Origin of the sequence: Haemophilus sp. SZY H36, assembly GCF_018829625.1 — a bacterium.
GTDB lineage: Bacteria > Pseudomonadota > Gammaproteobacteria > Enterobacterales > Pasteurellaceae > Haemophilus > Haemophilus haemolyticus_K.
This window is the reverse complement of the sequence record NZ_JAHKKA010000003.1, coordinates 132,548-151,785: the sequence shown is the minus strand read 5'-3', so window position 1 is coordinate 151,785 and position 19,238 is coordinate 132,548. Positions and strand designations below refer to the sequence as shown.

18 protein-coding genes are annotated in these 19,238 nt (G+C 37.6%); 2 read left to right on the top strand and 16 right to left on the bottom strand.

Annotated features, from left to right (window positions below):
• Nucleotides 1–49 precede the first annotated feature (49 nt).
• Both rdgB and KP713_RS06735 read right to left on the bottom strand, forming a co-directional pair.
• A complete protein-coding gene (rdgB, locus tag KP713_RS06740; protein WP_048953456.1) occupies nucleotides 50–643 on the bottom strand; it encodes an RdgB/HAM1 family non-canonical purine NTP pyrophosphatase in 594 nt (197 codons plus the stop codon).
• Nucleotides 644–653: 10 nt separating this feature from the next.
• Nucleotides 654–1,388 carry a 3-deoxy-D-manno-octulosonic acid kinase gene (locus KP713_RS06735; RefSeq protein WP_215770207.1) on the bottom strand — a complete coding sequence of 245 codons (735 nt, stop codon included), beginning with the start codon at nucleotides 1,386–1,388 and terminating at the stop codon, nucleotides 654–656.
• A gap of 77 nt (nucleotides 1,389–1,465) precedes the next feature.
• Here KP713_RS06735 and KP713_RS06730 point away from each other — a divergent pair, with 77 nt between their 5' ends.
• Nucleotides 1,466–2,506: a glycosyltransferase family 9 protein gene (locus tag KP713_RS06730; RefSeq protein WP_215770206.1), complete on the top strand. Its 1,041-nt coding sequence runs from the start codon at nucleotides 1,466–1,468 to the stop codon at nucleotides 2,504–2,506.
• Nucleotides 2,507–2,662: 156 nt separating this feature from the next.
• Here the strand turns inward: KP713_RS06730 and trhP are convergent, their stop codons facing one another.
• From trhP to nhaB, 14 genes are all read right to left on the bottom strand, one after another.
• Nucleotides 2,663–4,042 (bottom strand): prephenate-dependent tRNA uridine(34) hydroxylase TrhP, encoded by a 1,380-nt coding sequence (gene trhP, locus KP713_RS06725; RefSeq protein WP_140527452.1) that lies wholly within the window; start codon nucleotides 4,040–4,042, stop codon nucleotides 2,663–2,665.
• A gap of 127 nt (nucleotides 4,043–4,169) precedes the next feature.
• A complete protein-coding gene (adk, locus tag KP713_RS06720) occupies nucleotides 4,170–4,814 on the bottom strand; it encodes an adenylate kinase (RefSeq protein ID WP_048953463.1) in 645 nt (214 codons plus the stop codon).
• An 84-nt stretch (nucleotides 4,815–4,898) separates the two neighbouring features.
• Complete coding sequence (locus KP713_RS06715; protein ID WP_140527450.1) at nucleotides 4,899–6,176, bottom strand: MFS transporter; 1,278 nt, start codon at nucleotides 6,174–6,176, stop codon at nucleotides 4,899–4,901.
• A gap of 142 nt (nucleotides 6,177–6,318) precedes the next feature.
• Nucleotides 6,319–7,335, bottom strand: coding sequence for a UDP-glucose 4-epimerase GalE (galE, locus tag KP713_RS06710; RefSeq protein WP_215770205.1), 1,017 nt, complete (start codon nucleotides 7,333–7,335; stop codon nucleotides 6,319–6,321).
• Nucleotides 7,336–7,377: 42 nt separating this feature from the next.
• A complete protein-coding gene (gene rhlB, locus KP713_RS06705) occupies nucleotides 7,378–8,625 on the bottom strand; it encodes an ATP-dependent RNA helicase RhlB (protein ID WP_215770204.1) in 1,248 nt (415 codons plus the stop codon).
• A gap of 116 nt (nucleotides 8,626–8,741) precedes the next feature.
• Nucleotides 8,742–8,948 (bottom strand): DNA gyrase inhibitor YacG, encoded by a 207-nt coding sequence (gene yacG / locus KP713_RS06700; protein ID WP_005645697.1) that lies wholly within the window; start codon nucleotides 8,946–8,948, stop codon nucleotides 8,742–8,744.
• Entirely contained in the window at nucleotides 8,941–9,561 is a 621-nt protein-coding gene (gene coaE, locus KP713_RS06695; RefSeq protein ID WP_215770203.1) for a dephospho-CoA kinase, read from the bottom strand. Before coaE ends, yacG begins: the two co-directional genes overlap by 8 nt.
• Before the next feature lie 107 nt (nucleotides 9,562–9,668).
• Nucleotides 9,669–9,965, bottom strand: a complete 297-nt coding sequence (locus KP713_RS06690; RefSeq protein ID WP_215770202.1) for a DUF1294 domain-containing protein — start codon at nucleotides 9,963–9,965, stop codon at nucleotides 9,669–9,671.
• Nucleotides 9,962–11,227: a serine hydroxymethyltransferase gene (gene glyA, locus KP713_RS06685; RefSeq protein WP_215770201.1), complete on the bottom strand. Its 1,266-nt coding sequence runs from the start codon at nucleotides 11,225–11,227 to the stop codon at nucleotides 9,962–9,964. Before glyA ends, KP713_RS06690 begins: the two co-directional genes overlap by 4 nt.
• 125 nt (nucleotides 11,228–11,352) lie before the next feature.
• Nucleotides 11,353–12,618 carry a phosphoethanolamine transferase gene (locus KP713_RS06680; RefSeq protein WP_252346328.1) on the bottom strand — a complete coding sequence of 422 codons (1,266 nt, stop codon included), beginning with the start codon at nucleotides 12,616–12,618 and terminating at the stop codon, nucleotides 11,353–11,355.
• Nucleotides 12,619–13,039: 421 nt separating this feature from the next.
• The gene (gene purD / locus KP713_RS06675; RefSeq protein WP_215770200.1) at nucleotides 13,040–14,329 is read right to left on the bottom strand and encodes a phosphoribosylamine--glycine ligase; all 1,290 of its coding nucleotides are present in this window, start codon (nucleotides 14,327–14,329) and stop codon (nucleotides 13,040–13,042) included.
• Between the two features lie 156 nt (nucleotides 14,330–14,485).
• Nucleotides 14,486–16,084 carry a bifunctional phosphoribosylaminoimidazolecarboxamide formyltransferase/IMP cyclohydrolase gene (purH, locus tag KP713_RS06670; RefSeq protein ID WP_252346327.1) on the bottom strand — a complete coding sequence of 533 codons (1,599 nt, stop codon included), beginning with the start codon at nucleotides 16,082–16,084 and terminating at the stop codon, nucleotides 14,486–14,488.
• A 148-nt stretch (nucleotides 16,085–16,232) separates the two neighbouring features.
• Nucleotides 16,233–16,766: a disulfide bond formation protein DsbB gene (dsbB, locus tag KP713_RS06665; RefSeq protein WP_140527441.1), complete on the bottom strand. Its 534-nt coding sequence runs from the start codon at nucleotides 16,764–16,766 to the stop codon at nucleotides 16,233–16,235.
• Nucleotides 16,767–16,775: 9 nt separating this feature from the next.
• Nucleotides 16,776–18,320 carry a Na(+)/H(+) antiporter NhaB gene (gene nhaB, locus KP713_RS06660; protein ID WP_140527440.1) on the bottom strand — a complete coding sequence of 515 codons (1,545 nt, stop codon included), beginning with the start codon at nucleotides 18,318–18,320 and terminating at the stop codon, nucleotides 16,776–16,778.
• A gap of 124 nt (nucleotides 18,321–18,444) precedes the next feature.
• On the opposite strand from nhaB, the gene fadR reads away from it, so the two are divergent.
• Entirely contained in the window at nucleotides 18,445–19,170 is a 726-nt protein-coding gene (fadR, locus tag KP713_RS06655; RefSeq protein ID WP_140527439.1) for a fatty acid metabolism transcriptional regulator FadR, read from the top strand.
• The last annotated feature ends 68 nt before the right edge of the window (nucleotides 19,171–19,238 follow it).

Sequence of the window (19,238 nt, the reverse complement as noted above, 5' to 3'; positions counted from 1 at the left end):
GGTCAGAAATTATTTTATATTTCTGACCGTTTTTGAGTGCCTATAAATATTAATTTTCTAATTTATTTTTTAAGATATTAAGTGCACGTGCTCTATGTGAGATTCTTTTTTTCTCGATTGTATCCAGTTCACCGAACGTACAATTTTTTTCTGGGCTGAAAAATAAACTATCGTAACCAAAACCATTTTTACCTTTTTCTTCAAACTCAATGAGACCATGGCATTCACCTTCAGCGATGATTGGTGACGGATCATTTGGGTGTTTTAGATAAACGATACAGCTCACAAATTTTGCTTGTCGATTTTCTTTTGTGACATGAGAGAGTTCGGTTAATAATTTTTTGCGATTCTTTTCATCGTTACTATCCTCTCCAGCGTATCGCGCGGAATATAACCCTGGAGCCCCATTGAGCGCATAAACAACTAAACCAGAATCATCTGCGATAGCGGGTAACCCCGATTTTTCTGACGCATAGCGTGCTTTTAATAGTGCATTTTCTACAAAGGTTAAGCCTGTTTCTTCGGGGCTATTAATGCCTAAATCGCTTTGTGCGATTACTTCAAATCCAAGATTGGCTAATACATCAGACATTTCTTTCACTTTACCTTGGTTACCTGTAGCAAGTACGATTTTTTGTTTCATAGCTTATCCTTTATTCTTGAGGTTGATTATAGGCTGCAATTAAATCTGCCCAATTTTGTTTTGTAAATTGAATCTTCATTCTTTTAATTTCTTTTGTAAAAGAGCGGTGTAATCGATTCAAGTTGTCTGCTTTCCAACTATTTCCCGATCTTATAGTGCACTTATCGAAATCTAATAACCAACATTGTTTTCTATTTTTTATTTGTTGAACTAGAATGTTATGTACATTTAAATCTGTATGGCAAACCTGCTGATCATGTAATTGACGAATTAATTTTCCTATTTGAGTCCAGATTTCTTTTGGTAAAGGGGTTGCCTGTAATAGTAGGGATAAATCCCGAGCATTTTCAATTGTTTCTGTCAAAATATCCGCTTGATAGCAGATCCCCAATTTTCCCTTTTGAACTCGTGCAGCAATAGGTTTAGGAACGGGGAGCCCTGCCTCATATAAGTGTTGTAGTAAATAAAACTCAGCAAAACTACGGGTCTTCTTGAGAGAGGAGAAATAATAACGATCTTTGTTGAATTTTCCCCATAATCCACCGCGATAATAATGTCTCAGTGCGCAGTTTACGCCTAGATAATCTTCTGTTTGTAGAAAATAAGTTGTGCCTCGGCCTTTTGCCGTCCCAATAATTCTTTTTTGAGTTTGCCAGAATTTAGGTTTAAAGAAGTTACTTTTATCGTTAAAAGTGCGGTCAAAACTGAAGATAAAATATTCATTACCCTGTTGGAATGAGTGCATATTAGTGGAATTGGATGATAGAAAATGTCCTTATTCTACTTTAAAATACATCCAAATTAAATGAGAAAGGATTGCAAATGCCACTTTTCACTCGTGCTCCCAAATCACTTTGTATTCTCCGCCTTTCTGCTGTAGGAGATGTTTGTCATGCCCTTGCTGTCATACAACATATTCAGGCTTATTATCCTCAAACCCAAATTACTTGGGTTGTAGGTAAAACAGAATTCGGTTTATTAGAGGGGATTCCTAATATTACTCTGATTCCTTATGATAAGAAAACAGGTTGGAAAGGTCTTTTCTCATTATGGAAAACGTTAAAGAATCAACACTTTGATGCCTTGTTAAATATGCAAACTGCATTTCGTGCTTCTATTATTTCCTTAGGAATTAAAGCTAAATATAAAATTGGGTTTGGTAAAAAACGATCACGAGAGGGACAATGGTTATTTGTTAATCGTCAAGTAAATGATCCTGATTCACCTCATGTCTTAGATGGTTTCATGGCTTTTGCAGAATATATTGGTGTGCCAAAAGCTAAATTAACCTGGAAACTTGAGATATCTCCCCAGGAAAGTGAATATGCATATCAATTTATTGATCCTTCACGTAAAAATTTACTGATTTCTCCTTGCTCTAGTAAAGTAGAAAAAGATTGGCTCATTGAACGTTATGCCGAAGTTGCAAATATTGCAAATAAACGTAATATTCATGTTATTTTTTGTAGTTCCCCCTCAAAGCGTGAATTAGAAATGGTTGAAAAAATCATAGCACTTTGTGACTTTAAACCAACTAATGCCTCAGGTAAAACTAACTTGAAGCAACTTGCTGCCTTAATTTCTCAAGTAGATTTAGTTTTATCGCCTGATTCTGGCCCAGCACATATTGCAACGATTCAAAATACGCCTGTTATTGGTTTATATGCTTATCACAACCCATTACGTACGGGCCCTTATCATAATTTGTCTAATGTCGTCTCTGTTTATGAAGAGAATGCACAAAAAGAATTTGGAAAACCATCCTCTCTATTACCTTGGGTAACAAAACTAAAAGGAAAAGATTTAATGGCACAGATCCAAGTGGACTCTGTAATTAAAGAAATGAATAAGTTAGGGCTTTAAATTCAAGGATAAAAAAAAAGCCCTTTCAAAAGCTGAAAGGGCAAAAATATTTGGAGTCATACTATGAGTTGTTGAATTAACAAATCAGGTATGTGGCGTATTATAATAACAAAATACAAAAATGCAACATTTTTTTAACAAATAATTTTTTGTTATTTAATTATGTGGATTTCTTGTATTGCTATTGACTAAATTACGCATTAATAAGGCGTAGTCTAAGTTGATATCTTGTGGTACGTCTAAGAACACAAAATGCCCATCACCTAGTGCTGCATCAACCGCTTCATTTTTACGATTTAGCATTTTTTCAATTTTGAAATTTATATTCCCCTGAGGGGTCATCATTTCTACATCATCACCAAGTAGGAATTTGTTCTTCACCGCCACTTCAGCCATACCTTGTTCATTACGTTTACCAGTAAATTCACCGACAAACTGTTGACGATCAGAAATAGAATAACCGTATTCGTAATTTTGGTATTCATCGTGCGTATGACGACGTAAGAAACCTTCGGTATAACCACGATGAGCAAGGGATTCCAACGTATCCATTAAGCTTTCATCAAATGGTTTGCCTGCTGCCGCATCATCAATGGCTTTGCGGTAAACTTGTGCGGTTCTCGCGCAGTAATAGAATGATTTTGTACGACCTTCGATTTTTAAAGAATGCACACCAAGTGCGGTCAATTTTTCCACATGTTGTACTGCACGAAGATCTTTTGAGTTCATAAAGTAAGTGCCGTGCTCATCTTCAAATGCTGTCATTTGTTCATCTGGCTTTTGTGATTCGGTGTAAAGGAAGACTTTATCTGTTACCGCACCTTCACCCAAGGTTGGCGCGACATTTTTCACTTCAATTTGTTGAGCAGGATCGATTTTAGGCACAATGTTGCCGACTTCATCCGTAGTGCCTTCTTCCATTTTGTATTCCCAACGGCAAGCATTCGTGCAAGTGCCTTGGTTTGGATCGCGTTTGTTGATATAGCCAGAAAGCAAGCAACGACCAGAATACGCCATACATAATGCACCGTGTACGAAAATTTCGAGTTCGATATCTGGTACATGTTGGCGAATTTCGGCAATTTCATCTATTGAAAGTTCGCGAGATAAAATCACGCGAGTTAATCCCATTTGTTTCCAGAATTTGACAGTTGCCCAGTTTACCGCATTTGCTTGTACAGAAAGGTGAATATCAATATCTGGGAAATTTTCACGAACCAACATGATTAAGCCAGGGTCAGACATAATTAAGGCATCAGGGCCCATGTCGATGACAGGTTGTAAATCTTTGATAAAGGTTTTGAGTTTGGAATTATGCGGTGCAATGTTCACGACCACATAGAATTTTTTGCCAAGTGCATGGGCTTCGTCGATTCCGATTTTTAAATTGGCGTGATTAAATTCATTGTTACGTACGCGCAAGCTGTAACGTGGTTGGCCAGCATAAACGGCATCTGCGCCATAAGCAAAGGCGTAGCGCATATTTTTAAGGGAGCCGGCAGGGGAAAGTAATTCTGGTTTGAATGAGGATGTCATGATATGTTCTCTATCTGATTTCAAGTCAGGAATTTACACGAGGTAAATCATTAAAAGATAAAACTAGGGATTTTAGACATGTTAAGGAATATTCCGCACTTCTCTATATCAAAAAGTGCGGTTAATTTTAGCTTAGAATTTTATTTAGCTCTTGGCTAACTTCTTCCACTTTTTGTGTACCATCTAAACGGAAATATTGAGTATTCCCCGCTTTCGCTTCTGCTTGGTAATAATCAATTAATGGACTGGTTTGTTTATGATATACGGCTAAACGATCTAATACAGTTTCTGGTTTATCATCTGCACGAATAATTAAATCTTCACCCGTTACATCATCTTTACCTTCCACTTTTGGTGGATTATAAACAATGTGGTAAGAACGACCAGATGCTTGGTGTACACGACGGCCGCTCATACGTTCAACAATCACTTCGTCTGGCACATCGAATTCTAAAACAAAGTCAATTTTAACGCCTGAATCTTTCAATGCATCCGCTTGAGGAATAGTACGAGGGAAACCATCTAACAAGAAACCATTTGCGCAGTCAGGTTGAGCAATACGATCTTTTACAAGGGCAACGGTTAATTCATCTGGTACTAATTTACCTTCATCCATTAATGCTTTAGCTTGTTTGCCAAGTTCAGTCCCTGCTTTGATTGCAGCACGGAACATATCGCCAGTTGAAATTTGCGGGATACCAAATTTATTCATAATAAATTGTGCTTGAGTGCCTTTACCTGCACCCGGTGCACCTAAAAGAATAATTTTCATAAAAAATCTCCATTAATAAAAAACGTGATTAAGATACTGATAAAGCATAGTGCGGTCAAATTTTTTATAATTTTTACCGCACTTTTATAGTGAATTGGCCGTATTATTATCTTGATTCCAAGGCGCTACCCAAAATAAACAAAGCATGCCTGGAATCGCTAAAAATAAACAAAACCAAAAATACTGATAATACCCCACGGCTCCCACAACATAACCAGAAAGCATACCTAAAACTTTACTTGGCAAAGCTGAAAGACTCGTAAAAAGTGCAAGCTGTGTTGCGGTATAAAGAGGGTTACTCTCACGCGCCATAAAAGCCACAAAAGCCGCGGTACCAAGTCCAACGCCGATATATTCTGCTGCAATCACAACACCCAGTTTCCATAACTCGGCAGATGTAATAACATCAAAATGTCCGAAAGCGGCCAACCAAATAAACCCACCAATTGTCACCATTTGTACAAATCCAAATAGCCACAATGCACGGTTAATACCCAGTTTTAGCATGATCACACCACCAGCAAGTCCAGATAAAATGCTTGACCAAAGTGCGGTACTTTTTACAACAATGGCTATATCCTCTTTGCTAAACCCCATATCATAAATAAATTTGGTTTGTAGCGTTGTGGCAAAAGAATCCCCGAATTTATATAAAAACAAAAACAGTAAAAAACCGATAGCTTGAATAACGCCCTTACGCTGGAAAAATTCTTGTAATGGAATCCAAAATGCTTGATAGAAAGGCTGATTAGTTTGCTGCATGTCTATTTTTGGCTCTTTTGCTAAAAAGAGTGTCATGAAGATACCGGCTAACATACAAAGAGCGGTCCATAAAAATACCGTTTCCCAAGGATAAATCGCCGCCAAATAGAGCGATAATCCACCAGGAATTAATCCCGCAATTCGATAAGCATTAATATGAATAGTATTTCCCAAACCTAATTCATGATCACTCAAAATTTCACGACGATACGCATCTAACACGATATCTTGTGTGGCTGAAAAAAAAGCGATAAGCAAGGCAATATTTGCCACCGTGCTCAATTGTGTGAGCGGATCAAAAAGGCTAATGATGTAAAGTAAAATCAATAATGCCACTTGTGAAAGCAACATCCAGCTACGACGACGCCCTAAAAAACTTGGGAAATAACGATCCAATAATGGTGCCCACAAAAATTTCAATCCATAAGGCAACATCACACCAGTTACCGCACCAATAAGCTCAATTGAAAGATGTTTATCTGTTAGCCAAACAGGCAACATCTGCAATAACACAAATAATGGCAAACCAGAATTAAAACCTGTGAATACGCAAATCAACATCTTGCGTGTAAAAATTTGGGAAGAAAGGGAATTTGACATAAAGTGCGGTTAATTTTGGTTGTATTTTAGAAACTTTGCCTTTCAATTAAAGGATAAGTGCAAAAATTAGGGGGATTTTTAATCACATCCCCCAATGTTTAGCTTCTTCTTCCTAAAAAAGAAAAACAAATATTAGAGAATATTAATCTCTGTACCCTTTTGGATTATTTTTCTGCCAGTTCCACGTATCTTGCATCATTTTTTCAAGACCACGTTCTGCCACCCAACCAAGTTCTTTTGCAGCTAAACTAGGATCTGAATAGCATGTCGCAATATCACCAGGGCGGCGTTCTACAAGTTTATATGCAATGGTAATGTCGTTAGCTTTTTCAAAAGCTTTTACCATATCTAATACGGAATAACCATGGCCTGTACCAAGGTTATAAATATGTAAACCAGCATCATTTTCATGACGTTGAAGCGCTTTTAAATGCCCCACGGCTAAATCCACTACATGAATATAATCACGCACACCTGTTCCATCATGAGTGTCGTAATCACTACCAAATACAGAAAGTTGAGCTAGTTTACCGATGGCAACTTGGCTGATATAAGGCAACAAATTATTTGGAATGCCATTTGGATCTTCACCAATTAAGCCACTTTCATGCGCTCCAACTGGATTAAAATAACGCAAGATGGTCATGCTAAATCTTGGTTCCGCTTTTGCTGTATCACGTAAAATCTGCTCAACCATATATTTAGAGGTACCATAAGGATTGGTTGTACCGCCGACTTCACAATCTTCTGTAATTGGAATAATTTTTGGATCACCGTAAACTGTTGCAGATGAGCTAAATACAAAGTTCCAAACACCCGCTTTTTTCATTTCTTGAATTAATACAAGGGTGCCAGCTACATTGTTCATGTAATATTCTGTCGGCTTTTGAACACTTTCCCCTACGGCTTTTAACCCAGCAAAGTGAATAACAGAGCTAATTTCATTTTCTGCAAAGATTTTTTGTAACAAAGCACGATCTAAAATATCACCTTCATAAAACTTTGTTTCTTTGCCTGTAATTTGTTTTACACGCTCAAGGGATTTTGGCGATGAATTGCAAAGATTATCTAATACCACCACCTCTTTGCCAGCATTTAATAATTCTACAACCGTGTGAGAACCGATATAACCGGCACCACCTGTCACTAAAATGGCCATAATGATTTCCTTATTAATTATTGAGACTAAAAAATTATATCACTATTTTGTGTGATAAGAACGATGTCTTGTATGCCCTTGCGGTGGTACTGCACGTTTTAACCGATATGGTTTCGGCAGTTCAAGCAAGGCTTCTGTTTCATATTGGCTGACTGGGATAGAATGGCCTATATATTCTTCAATTGCGGGTAAATTCATCGCATATTCTTCGCAAGCAAAACTAATCGAAACGCCACTTTCCCCAGCTCGTCCAGTACGACCAATTCGGTGAACGTAATCTTCTCTATCATCAGGTAAATCATAATTGAAAACATGCGTCACATCAGAAATATGCAAGCCACGAGCAGCCACATCTGTTGCCACTAAAATATCCAAATCACCATCAGTAAATTGTTTTAATAACGATAAACGTTTTTTCTGTGCTACATCGCCAGTCAGTAAGCCGACACGATGCCCATCAGCCGCCAAATAACCCCAAATTTCTTCACAACGATGTTTAGTATTCGCAAACACAATACAACGCTCAGGCCACTCATCTTCCATTAAGGTTAAGAGAAGTGCCATTTTATCCTGATTAGATGGATAAAAAAGTTCTTCTTTGATTCGGTGCCCTGTTTTTTGTTCCGGTTCAATTTCAATATATTCAGGGTCATTCATATCTTCAAATGCTAATTCACGCACTTTATAAGAAAGTGTCGCTGAAAATAACATCGTTAAACGAGATTGCGGAGCGGGGCATTTACGTAATAAATAACGAATATCACGGATAAACCCAAGATCGAACATTCGATCCGCTTCATCTAGCACGACAACTTGAATTTCATCTAAACTAATTACGCCTTGTTTTACATAATCAATGACTCGCCCAGTCGTACCAATCAAAATATCGACGCCACGCTCAATCGCTTGTAGTTGTTTATCATAACCATCGCCACCATAGGCAAGTGCGGTCTTTAATCCACTAGCTTTTGCAAGAAATTCTGCGTCATTACTAATCTGCACCGCTAATTCTCGTGTAGGTGCTAAAATCAAAGCTCTTGGGTGACGATATTCAAGATTAGAATCTTGGTGAGTTAAAAGATGGTGAAAAGTAGACGTTAAAAAAGCCATTGTCTTGCCTGTACCAGTTTGAGCTTGTCCTGCAACATCTCGTCCATTTAAACTGATAGGCAAGGATAAAGCCTGAATTGGGGTACAAAAATCAAAGCCTTTTTTTGCCAAAGCATCTCGTACAATTGGATGTAGAGGAAGATCGGAGAATCGCTGTTGGCTTAAATAATCTTGTTGCATAAAAATCACATTTTAGAATAATAAAATTACGTTTAGCATAGCATGCTTAGGGAAAATCCTCAAAAAAGGACCGTACTTATAAAAATTAACCGATAGGGTTTCCTATCGGTTAATCTCTATTTAATGCTCCATTCGTCACTCACATTTGGATCCATTGCAAAATCTGCAGTATCACTTGGAATCGCTTTTTCTTCAGCCGCCCATTCGCCAAGATCGATTAACTGGCAACGTTTGCTACAAAAAGGTCGAAAAGTACTTTCATTTGTCCAAGGCACAGATTTTTGGCAAATTGGACAAGGTACTTCAATAATTTCGTCAGACATTTTTATGTTCCGCTTGTTGTAAATAAAACTGGTGCAATTCTAGCACCTTTTGCTGTAAGTGCGGTAAGTTTTGGGCCAGTTCAGCATCATTATTAATCACATCATCCGCCCATTTTAAACGCTCTTGTTGAGAAACTTGAGAATTCATAATTCGTTGAATTTGTTCAAAATTATTGTTATCTCGTTGCGATGAACGAGCAAGTTGAGTTTGTGGACTCACATCTACTACCAAAATACGATCACAAAGTGCGGTCAATTTATTTTCTATTAATAAAGGGACGACAAATAATATGTAAGGCGCAGTTTGTTCTGCTAATTGTTGTTTTATGCGTTCACGAATAGCGGGATGTAAAAGATTATTTAACCACAATTTATTTTCATCATGACTAAACACTCGCTCTCGTAAGGCCGCACGATTAAGTTCACCTTGTTCCGTTAAAATTTGAGCACCAAAATGTTCAACAATTTTAGATAATAAAGGGGAATCTTTCTCGACGACTTCTCTAGCAACCACATCTGCATCCACTAGAGGTACGCCAAGATCAGCAAATAAATTAGCAATCGTTGTTTTACCACTACCAATGCCACCAGTTAAGCCAACAATATAACTCATATGATTTCCCATAAAAAATTTCCAATATTATACAAAATAACGTTAGTAAAAATCAGTTCTCCAAGCCAATAGTTAGTGAACCATAACAAATTAATTTATCTACATTATCATGCTTTTATATATTGAAAAATAAAAGAAAAATATAACCATGGAAAAACGACAACCCAAAGAAATGCGCTAATGACAACAATAAATTTAAAACTAAAATGCAGCGTTTTATGACGAAAATGGTTCATGGCTAAATGAATTCCCATAAAACCACCTAAAAGACTTAGAAGAAAAAATGTTTTTTCAGGAATTCTCCACTCGTTACGCACTGCCCGAATTTTATCTCTCCACATAAAAAAATAAGCGGCGATATTGATCGCCGCTAACCATATAATCAACGAAAGAAAATAAATCATTTCGGATAAACTGGAAGACGTTTACAAATTGCTAATACTTTTTCTTTAGTTTCAGCAATCACTTGTTCTTCATTTTCTTTGCCTAAAGCATCTAAAACATCACACATCCAGCCAGCTAATTCACGCACATCATTTTCATTGAAACCACGGCGAGTCACAGATGGTGTACCTACACGAATACCTGAAGTAACAAATGGTTTTTGCGGATCGTTTGGTACAGCATTTTTATTCACTGTAATATTTGCTTTACCTAATGCTGCATCAGCTGCTTTACCAGTTAATCCTTGTTTGATGAAACTTACTAAGAACAAGTGGTTTTCAGTACCATTTGACACAACGTCATAACCACGTTGTTTAAATACTTCAACCATTGCTTTTGCATTTCTCAACACATTTGCTTGGTATTCTTTATATTGAGGCTCTAATGCTTCTTTAAAGCAAACTGCTTTTGCCGCAATAATATGAACTAATGGACCGCCTTGGTTTGCAGGGAATACGGATGATTGTAATTTTTTGTAAATTTCTTCATCACCGCAAGAAGAAAGGATTAAACCACCACGAGGACCGCCCAATGTCTTATGGGTTGTTGTTGTCACAACATGTGCATGAGGCAATGGATTTGGATATAAACCCGCTGCAATTAATCCCGCTACATGCGCCATATCCACAAATAAATACGCACCAACTTCATCTGCGATTTCACGCATTTTCGCCCAATCCACAACTTGTGAATAAGCCGAGAAACCCGCAACGATAAGTTTTGGCTTACATTCTAATGCTTTTTGACGAACATCTTCATAATCAATTAAGCCATCCGCAGTGATTCCATAAAGCACAGAGTTATAAATCTTGCCAGAGAAACTGACTTTTGCACCGTGAGTTAAGTGCCCACCGTGAGCCAAATCCATACCTAAAATAGTATCGCCCGCATTAATCAATGCACCATACACAGCTGCGTTTGCTTGTGAGCCAGAGTGCGGTTGAACATTCACGTAATCTGCACCAAATAATTCTTTCGCACGGTCAATTGCTAGCTGTTCCACAATGTCTGCATACTCACAACCACCGTAATAACGTTTACCTGGATAGCCTTCAGCGTATTTATTAGTGAATTGTGAACCTTGAGCTTGCATTACGCGCGGGCTGGCATAGTTTTCAGAAGCGATTAATTCAATATGTTCTTCTTGACGACGATTCTCATCTTGAATGGCTTGCCATAAAACCGGATCGTAATCAGCGATAGTCATATTTCTTGTAAACATTGTGTTCTCCTGTTATGTAATTTATGACAGATAGTTTAACTGTTTATGGATAAAAACTTAATTAAAATTTCATTCCTAAATTTTCATCACTTAAATGAAATTAATTCATCATGGAAAGTCATAATTTAATGGATATATTCTTGTTTACCATTAGATTCTATTTTCAGGTATCCTGCATCACCGGTAAGAATATTTCCATTAACTACTCCTTTATCACAAGTACCAATTGGATAGTTATATCCCATTATATTAATAAGAAGACTAGATAACTGATTATGAAATGAAACTTTACATGATGAGAAGCTATCTAACACCGTTTTTTGTATTTCTTCATTTGGGCTATATAGAACTAATGGAACAATATAATTATCTTCATCAAATGTACCTTGTTTATAAGTATCACCTTTTACATATTGACCATGATCAGATGTATAAGCAATGATCCAATCTTTAGAAGATTTACTAGATAAATAATGGTAAACCTCTGAGATAAAGTTATCAGTATTTAGAATAGTATTATCATAATTATCTGTTGCGTTATTTTTTCCAAACACTTTTTCTTTATTATCTAATAATGCCCCATAGGGAATGTGGCTTCCTCTATGATGTAAAACAATAAAATGATAACCATTATCTAAATTAATATTTTTAAAAGCAGGAAGTAATTTATTATCAGGCATTGAATCTCTTAAAGAATAGCCTTCATTATCTGGAAAACGAACATCATCAATCCAGGCACCACCTAAAAAATTGATCATATGCATGTCGTCCCTAGCTTGAGCTGAGTAAAAAAATGTTTGGAATCCCTGATCTTTTGCTAAATTAAATAAATTTGTATCACCTTTAGCTATTTGCTGCATTCCATTTGGATAAGGAATAGAATTAAAAAACATTGGTAAGGATATTGCTGTAAATAAACCTCCTGAATAAGTTTTTCCAACAATTGCTCCTTTTTCATTTTTTAACAAATTTAGAAATGGAGAGGTGTTTCTATCATATCCAAATACACTAAAATGGCTTGCTGATGCACTTTCTCCCATTATTAAAATAATGTTCTTAATTTTAGGTTTATTCGTCTTTTCAGGTTTACTTTTCAAGTAAATAGCGGTGTCTGACAATGAGAGTATCTCATATGGTAATAATCTTCCTACAAAATATCCAAAAGAAAAATAATTAGACTTTAGTCTTGAATAGGTTGTATTAGGCGAAATGAAACGTTCGTGAGATTTTGTTGTGTATGCTCGAACAAAAACATATATCATTGCAATGTAAAAAATAAAGTCAAATAACCAAGAGAATTTATATTCTTTTCTCTTTATAAAACTTAAGCTTAGAAAAAATAAAATTTCAAATACCCCAAATAAAAATGGAAAAATAAATTTATCTACCATTGTTATACCTGCATTTGTTACTTCATTGATTTCTTTAAATGCAAGCAAGTAACTAACAGGTCCGATCCAAGACTGGTACAGGGCATAATGTACATTGTTAAATAAAATGCTTATTGCAAATAAAGTACTAATTAGTATCTTTGTAAATTTATATTTTGAGTAAAGAAACAAGGTGACAAATAAATAATTGAAAATATAGCTTTCAATATATTTTTCTATGCTAGGTATATTAAATAATTTGCGATAAATTATTTCTAAGGAAAGTAGAATTGAAGAATATAATAATGTGATAAAAAATTGTCGCATGAATGATATGGTTCCGTAAAGTGATAAGAAAACTGTTACAGTGTATTACAAAAAATAGATAAATTACAATTGCTATATAATATTATTTCTCTATTAGACCTAGCAAATTTTCTAACTATTTTGCGTGTTCTCGTTCCACAGCTCTGTAACCAATGTCTCGACGATAAAAACATCCTGTCCATTGAATCTGCTCAGCCAATTTTAAGGCTTTCTGTTGTGCCTCAAATACGCTTTCACCTAATGCGGTCACACAAAGCACACGGCCACCGTTGGTGACTAACTTGCCCGCTTTAGCCTCTACGCCGGCCAAGAAAACTTTCTCATTTTCGACCGCACTTTGAGGCAAACCGCTGATTTCATCGCCTTTGCGATAATCTCCCGGATAACCTTCTGCTGCTAAGACGATACCTAAAGAAGCCTTCGGGTTCCATTGGGATTTCACTTCGTCTAATTTGCCATCACAGGCTTTAAGACAAAGTTCCACCAAATCCGATTCCAAACGCAACATAATCGGTTGAGTTTCCGGATCACCGAAACGGCAGTTAAATTCGATTACTTTCGGCTGACCATTCGGCATGATCATCAAACCGGCATACAAGAAACCGGTGTAAACATTGCCTTCTGCCGCCATGCCGTTGACCGTTGGATAGATCACTTCACGCATCACGCGCTCATGAATTTCAGGTGTCACCACAGGCGCAGGGGAATAGGCCCCCATGCCGCCGGTATTCAAGCCAGTGTCTTTTTCACCCACACGTTTGTGGTCTTGGCTGGTCGCCATAGGCTCAACATTTTTGCCATCCACCATGACGATAAAACTCGCTTCTTCGCCATCTAAAAATTCTTCAATGACCACCCGACTGCCGGCTTCACCAAAGGCATTGCCGGAAAGCATATCACGCACTGCGTCTTCGGCTTCTTGCAAGGTCATCGCCACAATCACGCCTTTGCCTGCCGCCAAGCCATCCGCTTTAACGACAATGGGGGCACCTTTTTCACGCAAGTAAGCCAATGCCAGTTCAACTTCGGTGAAGTTTTGATATTCTGCGGTTGGGATTTTATGACGCGCTAAGAAATCTTTAGTAAAGGCTTTGGAACCTTCCAATTGCGCCGCTGCTTGCGTTGGTCCGAAAATGTTTAAACCTACTGCACGGAACGCATCCACCACCCCAATCACGAGTGGTGCTTCTGGCCCTACAATCGTTAAACTAATGTGGTTATCTTGGGCAAATTTAACCAATGCAGGAATATCCGTTGCACTGATATTCACGTTCTCGACTTTTTGTTCTAACGCTGTCCCTGCATTGCCCGGTGCAACGAAAATTTTATCTGCCAATGGCGATTGCGCCGCTTTCCAAGCGAGGGCATGTTCACGACCGCCGTTTCCGATGATGAGGATGTTCATGTTGTAGTCCTTGTATCTTTTTGAATTTAATCCCCTCTTTAGCAAAGAGGGGTAGGGGAGATTTGGCAGAAGTTATTTCAACCTCATAGTACATTTAGCATCGTTTAAATCTCCCCCCATCCCCCTCTTTACAAAAGAGGGGGATAGTTAGATAAATTAATGTCTAAAATGCCGCATTCCGGTCAATACCATCACCATATTATGCTCATCTGCCGCATCAATCACTTCTTGATCACGCATTGAACCACCCGGATGAATCACACATTGAATGCCTACTTTCGCCGCCGCATCAATGCCATCACGGAATGGGAAGAACGCATCAGATGCCATCACACAACCGGCCACTTCCAAGCCTTCATCTTGCGCTTTAATACCGGCGATTTTAGCCGAATACACGCGACTCATTTGGCCTGCGCCAATGCCGATGGTTTGGTTATCTTTGGCATAAACAATGGCATTCGATTTCACAAATTTCGCTACTTTCCAGCAGAATAGTAAATCTTTCAATTCTTGTTCGGTCGGTTGACGCTTGCTGACCACTTTTAAATTATCCAAGCCCACCATACCTAAATCCGCATCTTGCACCAACAAGCCACCGTTCACACGTTTGAAATCTAAACGTTGGGTACGTGCTTGCCATTCTCCACATTCAAGCAAACGGACATTTTTCTTACGTTTCACCACTTCAACGGCTTCTGCAGACACTTTCGGTGCAATAATCACTTCTACAAATTGACGTTCTACAATTTCATTTGCGGTTTTTTCGTCTAATTCACGGTTAAAAGCAATGATGCCGCCAAAGGCTGAGGTTGGGTCTGTTTGATAGGCGCGATTGTAGGCGTCTAAAATATCTTTGCCTAAGGCCACGCCGCATGGATTGGCGTGTTTAACAATCACACAGGAAGGTTCATCAAATTCTTTTACACATTCAAGGGCTGCGTCGGTATCGGCAATATTATTGTAAGACAAAGCCTTACCTTGCAGTTGGTTTGCCGTTGCCACACTCGCTTCTTTTACATTGAGATCCACATAAAACGCCGCATTTTGATGGGCATTTTCGCCGTAACGCATGGTTTGCTTACGCACGAAGTTCAAATTTAAAGTCCGCGGGAATTGACCGCACTTCGCCTCTGCATCTTCTTCAGCAGCAACATGATAAGGTTTCACCAACTGACCGAAATAGTTCGCGATCATGGAATCGTATTGCGCAGTGTGTTCAAATGCTTTGATGGCAAGATCAAAACGGGTTTCAAGAGTTAAGCTGTTTTGATGTTGATCCATTTCGGCAAGAATGGCATCAAAATCCTGATTTTTCACGACAATCGCCACATCTTTATGGTTTTTCGCAGCAGAACGCACCATGGTTGGACCACCGATATCAATATTTTCCACGGCATCTTCTAACGTGCAATTTGACTTAGCCACGGTTGCGGCAAAAGGATATAAATTCACGACCACCATATCAATGCCTTCAATGCCATGTTGCTGCATGATAGCATCATCTGTACCACGACGACCAAGAATCCCACCATGCACTTTTGGATGTAAGGTTTTCACGCGACCGTCCATCATTTCAGGGAATCCCGTATAATCAGACACTTCAGTCACCGGCAAACCATGCTGCTCTAACAATTTTGCGGTACCGCCTGTGGAAAGTAGTTTTATACCACGCTGTACTAGGCCTTGAGCAAATTCTACGATACCGGCTTTATCAGAAACACTCAGTAAAGCCTGACGAATTGGACGATCTGTCATCACATTTTCCTTTCATTAAATGATTAAAAATAAGCGGAGTGAATTATATAGCAAACGTTTGCGTAAATATAGAAAGATTTTATTGATCATAAAATGAGAATATATAATAAAGAAAAATGCCATTTGATTTTTTCAAATGGCATTGTTTTTAGTTAAATAGCCGTCTTTGTTTACGACTTTTTTGTATTTGAGAAATAAATAATATTGTGAGTATTGCAATGTATACAACAAAAATAAATACGAGCCACTGAACCATGGTTAAATTTAAGAATGACCATTGGCTTTCATTACAAGAGCCAGTAGGATTAAAAATAGCAGGAAACCATTGATGAAATGGTAAGGTTTCTGGAAAGTTAGGGATAAACTCACATTGTTTCCAGGGGGCTGGATTCATTTGTAGATCCAAATGGCGCAGTGATACCAAAAGGCCTTTAATACTACTAAATAATCCGAGTATCAAGGCGATTAATCTCACAATAAATGATTTGGGTGCGAGAAGACCAATAGTGCCCGCAATAAATAATCCAATTATCGCTAAACGTTCATATACGCAAAGCACACAAGGCTGTAACCCCATTCCATATTGGAAATAAAGTGCGGTAGATTCCAAGGCTAAACTTGATAAAGCTAGCAAAAACCATGCGGAACGTTTTTCAGAAAATTGTTTTAATAATGTGAGCATTTTGTCTCCTTAAATCGGCAAAATTAAACCTAAGCTTGCCAACCAATCTGTAGTTGCAGGTAAAATAAATTCGATAGCAAATAAACCTACAAGCGACATAACAACAGTATAAGGCAAAGCCATATAAACCATTCTTCCGTAAGAAAGACGAATTAATGGGGCAAGGGATGAAGTCAATAAGAACAAGAATGCTGCTTGTCCATTTGGTGTTGCGACTGATGGTAAGTTTGTTCCAGTATTGATTGCCACAGAAAGCAATTCAAATTGATGAGGTAAAATTACGCCATTCGCTAATGCAGATTTTGCTTCGTTAATATAAACCGTTGCGACAAATACGTTATCAGAGATAGAAGATAACAATCCATTAAAGATATAGAAGAGAGCAAGCTGAGTATTTTCTTCAGAAGCAAGTACAAAATGAATAATAGGTGCGAATAGTTTTTGATCAATAATTACAGCAACCACAGAAAAGAAGACAACAAGTAGGGCTGTAAATGGCAAAGACTCTTGGAATGCTTTACCGATAGTGTGTTCGTCAGTCACACCTGTGAATGTTGTAGCAAAAATGATGATACTTAAACCAATTAAGCCTACCGCCGCAAGATGGAACGCCAATCCAAGAATTAACCAAATCGCGATTAACGTTTGAACACCTAATTTGATTTTGTCTTGTTTAGACATTTTTTCTGAATTAGTGCGGTCTAAATCTGACAAGATTTTCCATACATCTTCAGGTAATTTTTCACCATAACCGAATAATTTGAATTTTTCGACTAAGAAGCAAGTGAGCAATCCACAGATAAATACTGGAACAGTAACTGGTGACATGCGGAAGAAAAATTCGATAAAGTTCCATTTGGCTTGTTCTGCAATAATTAAGTTTTGTGGTTCACCCACCATTGTCATTACGCCACCAAGTGCAGTTCCGACGCCAGCATGCATCATTAAACTACGTAAGAATGCTCGAAATTTTTCTAAGGTTTCATGATGTTTTGCATCAATTTTAGCATCATCAGAAATATCCACTGCATCCATTAAACCATTTCCTGATGCGACTTTATGGTATACCCCATAAAATCCCATTGCGACACTAATAATGACCGCAACTACGGTCAATGCGTCAAGAAAAGCGGATAAAAAGGCTGCGCTAAAGCAAAATGCGAGAGAAAGTGCAATTTTAGAGCGAATTTTAACGAGTAATTTAGTAAATACATAAAGCAGTAATTGCTTCATAAAGAAAATACCCGCAACCATAAACATTAATAGTAAAATTACTTCAAAATTAGACATAATCTCAGCTTTTACATGCTCTACGTTTGTCATGCCTATAATAATAGCTTCAATAGCTAATAAACCACCGGGTTGAAGGGGGTAGCATTTCAATGCCATGCCTAACGTGAAAATAAATTCAGCGACTAATAGCCAGCCTGCTAGAAAAGGGCTGATGAAAAAGAAAATAATCGGATTAATAATGAGAAAAGCAACAATGGCAAGTTTATACCAATCCGGACTTGAACCAAGAAAGTTTTTCATAAAAGCTTGAATGTTTGTCATAGGGGACTCCACTATTTTTTATCATGCGGACATTGTAATATATCCGTCTTTAAAGGATAATAAAAACTAGCTATTTTTTCATAAAATTGCATCTTTTTTTATTTTTATCTGATTTTTAAGTGTAATGCAAAACGATAATGACATTTTAAAAGCGCAAAGTCCTGCGGCTTTGGCTGAAGAGTATATTGTAAAAAGTATTTGGCAGGATATTTTTCCCGCAGGGAGTAATTTGCCTTCAGAACGAGATCTTGCTGATAAAATAGGGGTAACTCGTACAACATTACGTGAAGTGTTGCAACGTTTGGCGAGAGATGGCTGGTTAACAATTCAGCATGGTAAACCGACGAAAGTAAATAATATTTGGGATACGGCTGGACCAAATATTATCGAGACATTGATTAGTTTGGATATGCGTTCAGCACCAATGATTATTGATAATATGCTATCTTTACGTAGTAAAATGTCTGAATTTTATATTTATGAGGCTGTTAAAAATTCTCCAGAGCAATCTGCCGCACTTTTTGCATCACTAGAGCAATTGGAGAATACTGCTCAAGATTACACAGAATTTGACTATACTTTGTTTCGTCAATTTACTGTGGTAGCTAATAAGCCTTTTTATCGATTAGTATTCAATAGTTTAAAGGGCGTTTATCAACGAATTGGTTTACTCTTCTTTAAAGAAGAAAAGCACAGAGAACTTACTAAACAATTCTACTTAGAAATGCAGCAAATTTGTCAGATAGGTAACGCTGATGCTGTGGTAGATTGTATTCGTAAACATAATGTTCGCTCTATCACTTACTGGCATACTATTTTAGAGCGGTTACCTCAAAATCTATCTGATTAATCTATAGGGAATGAGAGGCTTAAAATAGCCCACGTGTAAATTTATTTCTTTTTCATGTGAAAGATATT

What these genes read in the sequence shown, in the direction of transcription:
- rhlB (WP_215770204.1), bottom strand. Translation starts at nt 8,625, where the DNA reads ATGCAACAAGATTATTTAAGCCAACAGCGATTCTCCGATCTTCCTCTA.
- yacG (WP_005645697.1), bottom strand. Translation starts at nt 8,948, where the DNA reads ATGTCTGACGAAATTATTGAAGTACCTTGTCCAATTTGCCAAAAATCT.
- dsbB (WP_140527441.1), bottom strand. Translation starts at nt 16,766, where the DNA reads ATGCTCACATTATTAAAACAATTTTCTGAAAAACGTTCCGCATGGTTT.
- trhP (WP_140527452.1), bottom strand. Translation starts at nt 4,042, where the DNA reads ATGACATCCTCATTCAAACCAGAATTACTTTCCCCTGCCGGCTCCCTT.
- adk (WP_048953463.1), bottom strand. Translation starts at nt 4,814, where the DNA reads ATGAAAATTATTCTTTTAGGTGCACCGGGTGCAGGTAAAGGCACTCAA.
- nhaB (WP_140527440.1), bottom strand. Translation starts at nt 18,320, where the DNA reads ATGACAAACATTCAAGCTTTTATGAAAAACTTTCTTGGTTCAAGTCCG.
- KP713_RS06715 (WP_140527450.1), bottom strand. Translation starts at nt 6,176, where the DNA reads ATGTCAAATTCCCTTTCTTCCCAAATTTTTACACGCAAGATGTTGATT.
- KP713_RS06690 (WP_215770202.1), bottom strand. Translation starts at nt 9,965, where the DNA reads ATGATTTATTTTCTTTCGTTGATTATATGGTTAGCGGCGATCAATATC.
- coaE (WP_215770203.1), bottom strand. Translation starts at nt 9,561, where the DNA reads ATGAGTTATATTGTTGGCTTAACTGGTGGCATTGGTAGTGGTAAAACA.
- KP713_RS06735 (WP_215770207.1), bottom strand. Translation starts at nt 1,388, where the DNA reads ATGCACTCATTCCAACAGGGTAATGAATATTTTATCTTCAGTTTTGAC.
- galE (WP_215770205.1), bottom strand. Translation starts at nt 7,335, where the DNA reads ATGGCCATTTTAGTGACAGGTGGTGCCGGTTATATCGGTTCTCACACG.
- purH (WP_252346327.1), bottom strand. Translation starts at nt 16,084, where the DNA reads ATGACAGATCGTCCAATTCGTCAGGCTTTACTGAGTGTTTCTGATAAA.
- fadR (WP_140527439.1), top strand. Translation starts at nt 18,445, where the DNA reads ATGCAAAACGATAATGACATTTTAAAAGCGCAAAGTCCTGCGGCTTTG.
- purD (WP_215770200.1), bottom strand. Translation starts at nt 14,329, where the DNA reads ATGAACATCCTCATCATCGGAAACGGCGGTCGTGAACATGCCCTCGCT.
- rdgB (WP_048953456.1), bottom strand. Translation starts at nt 643, where the DNA reads ATGAAACAAAAAATCGTACTTGCTACAGGTAACCAAGGTAAAGTGAAA.
- glyA (WP_215770201.1), bottom strand. Translation starts at nt 11,227, where the DNA reads ATGTTTACAAGAAATATGACTATCGCTGATTACGATCCGGTTTTATGG.
- KP713_RS06730 (WP_215770206.1), top strand. Translation starts at nt 1,466, where the DNA reads ATGCCACTTTTCACTCGTGCTCCCAAATCACTTTGTATTCTCCGCCTT.
- KP713_RS06680 (WP_252346328.1), bottom strand. Translation starts at nt 12,618, where the DNA reads ATGGTAGATAAATTTATTTTTCCATTTTTATTTGGGGTATTTGAAATT.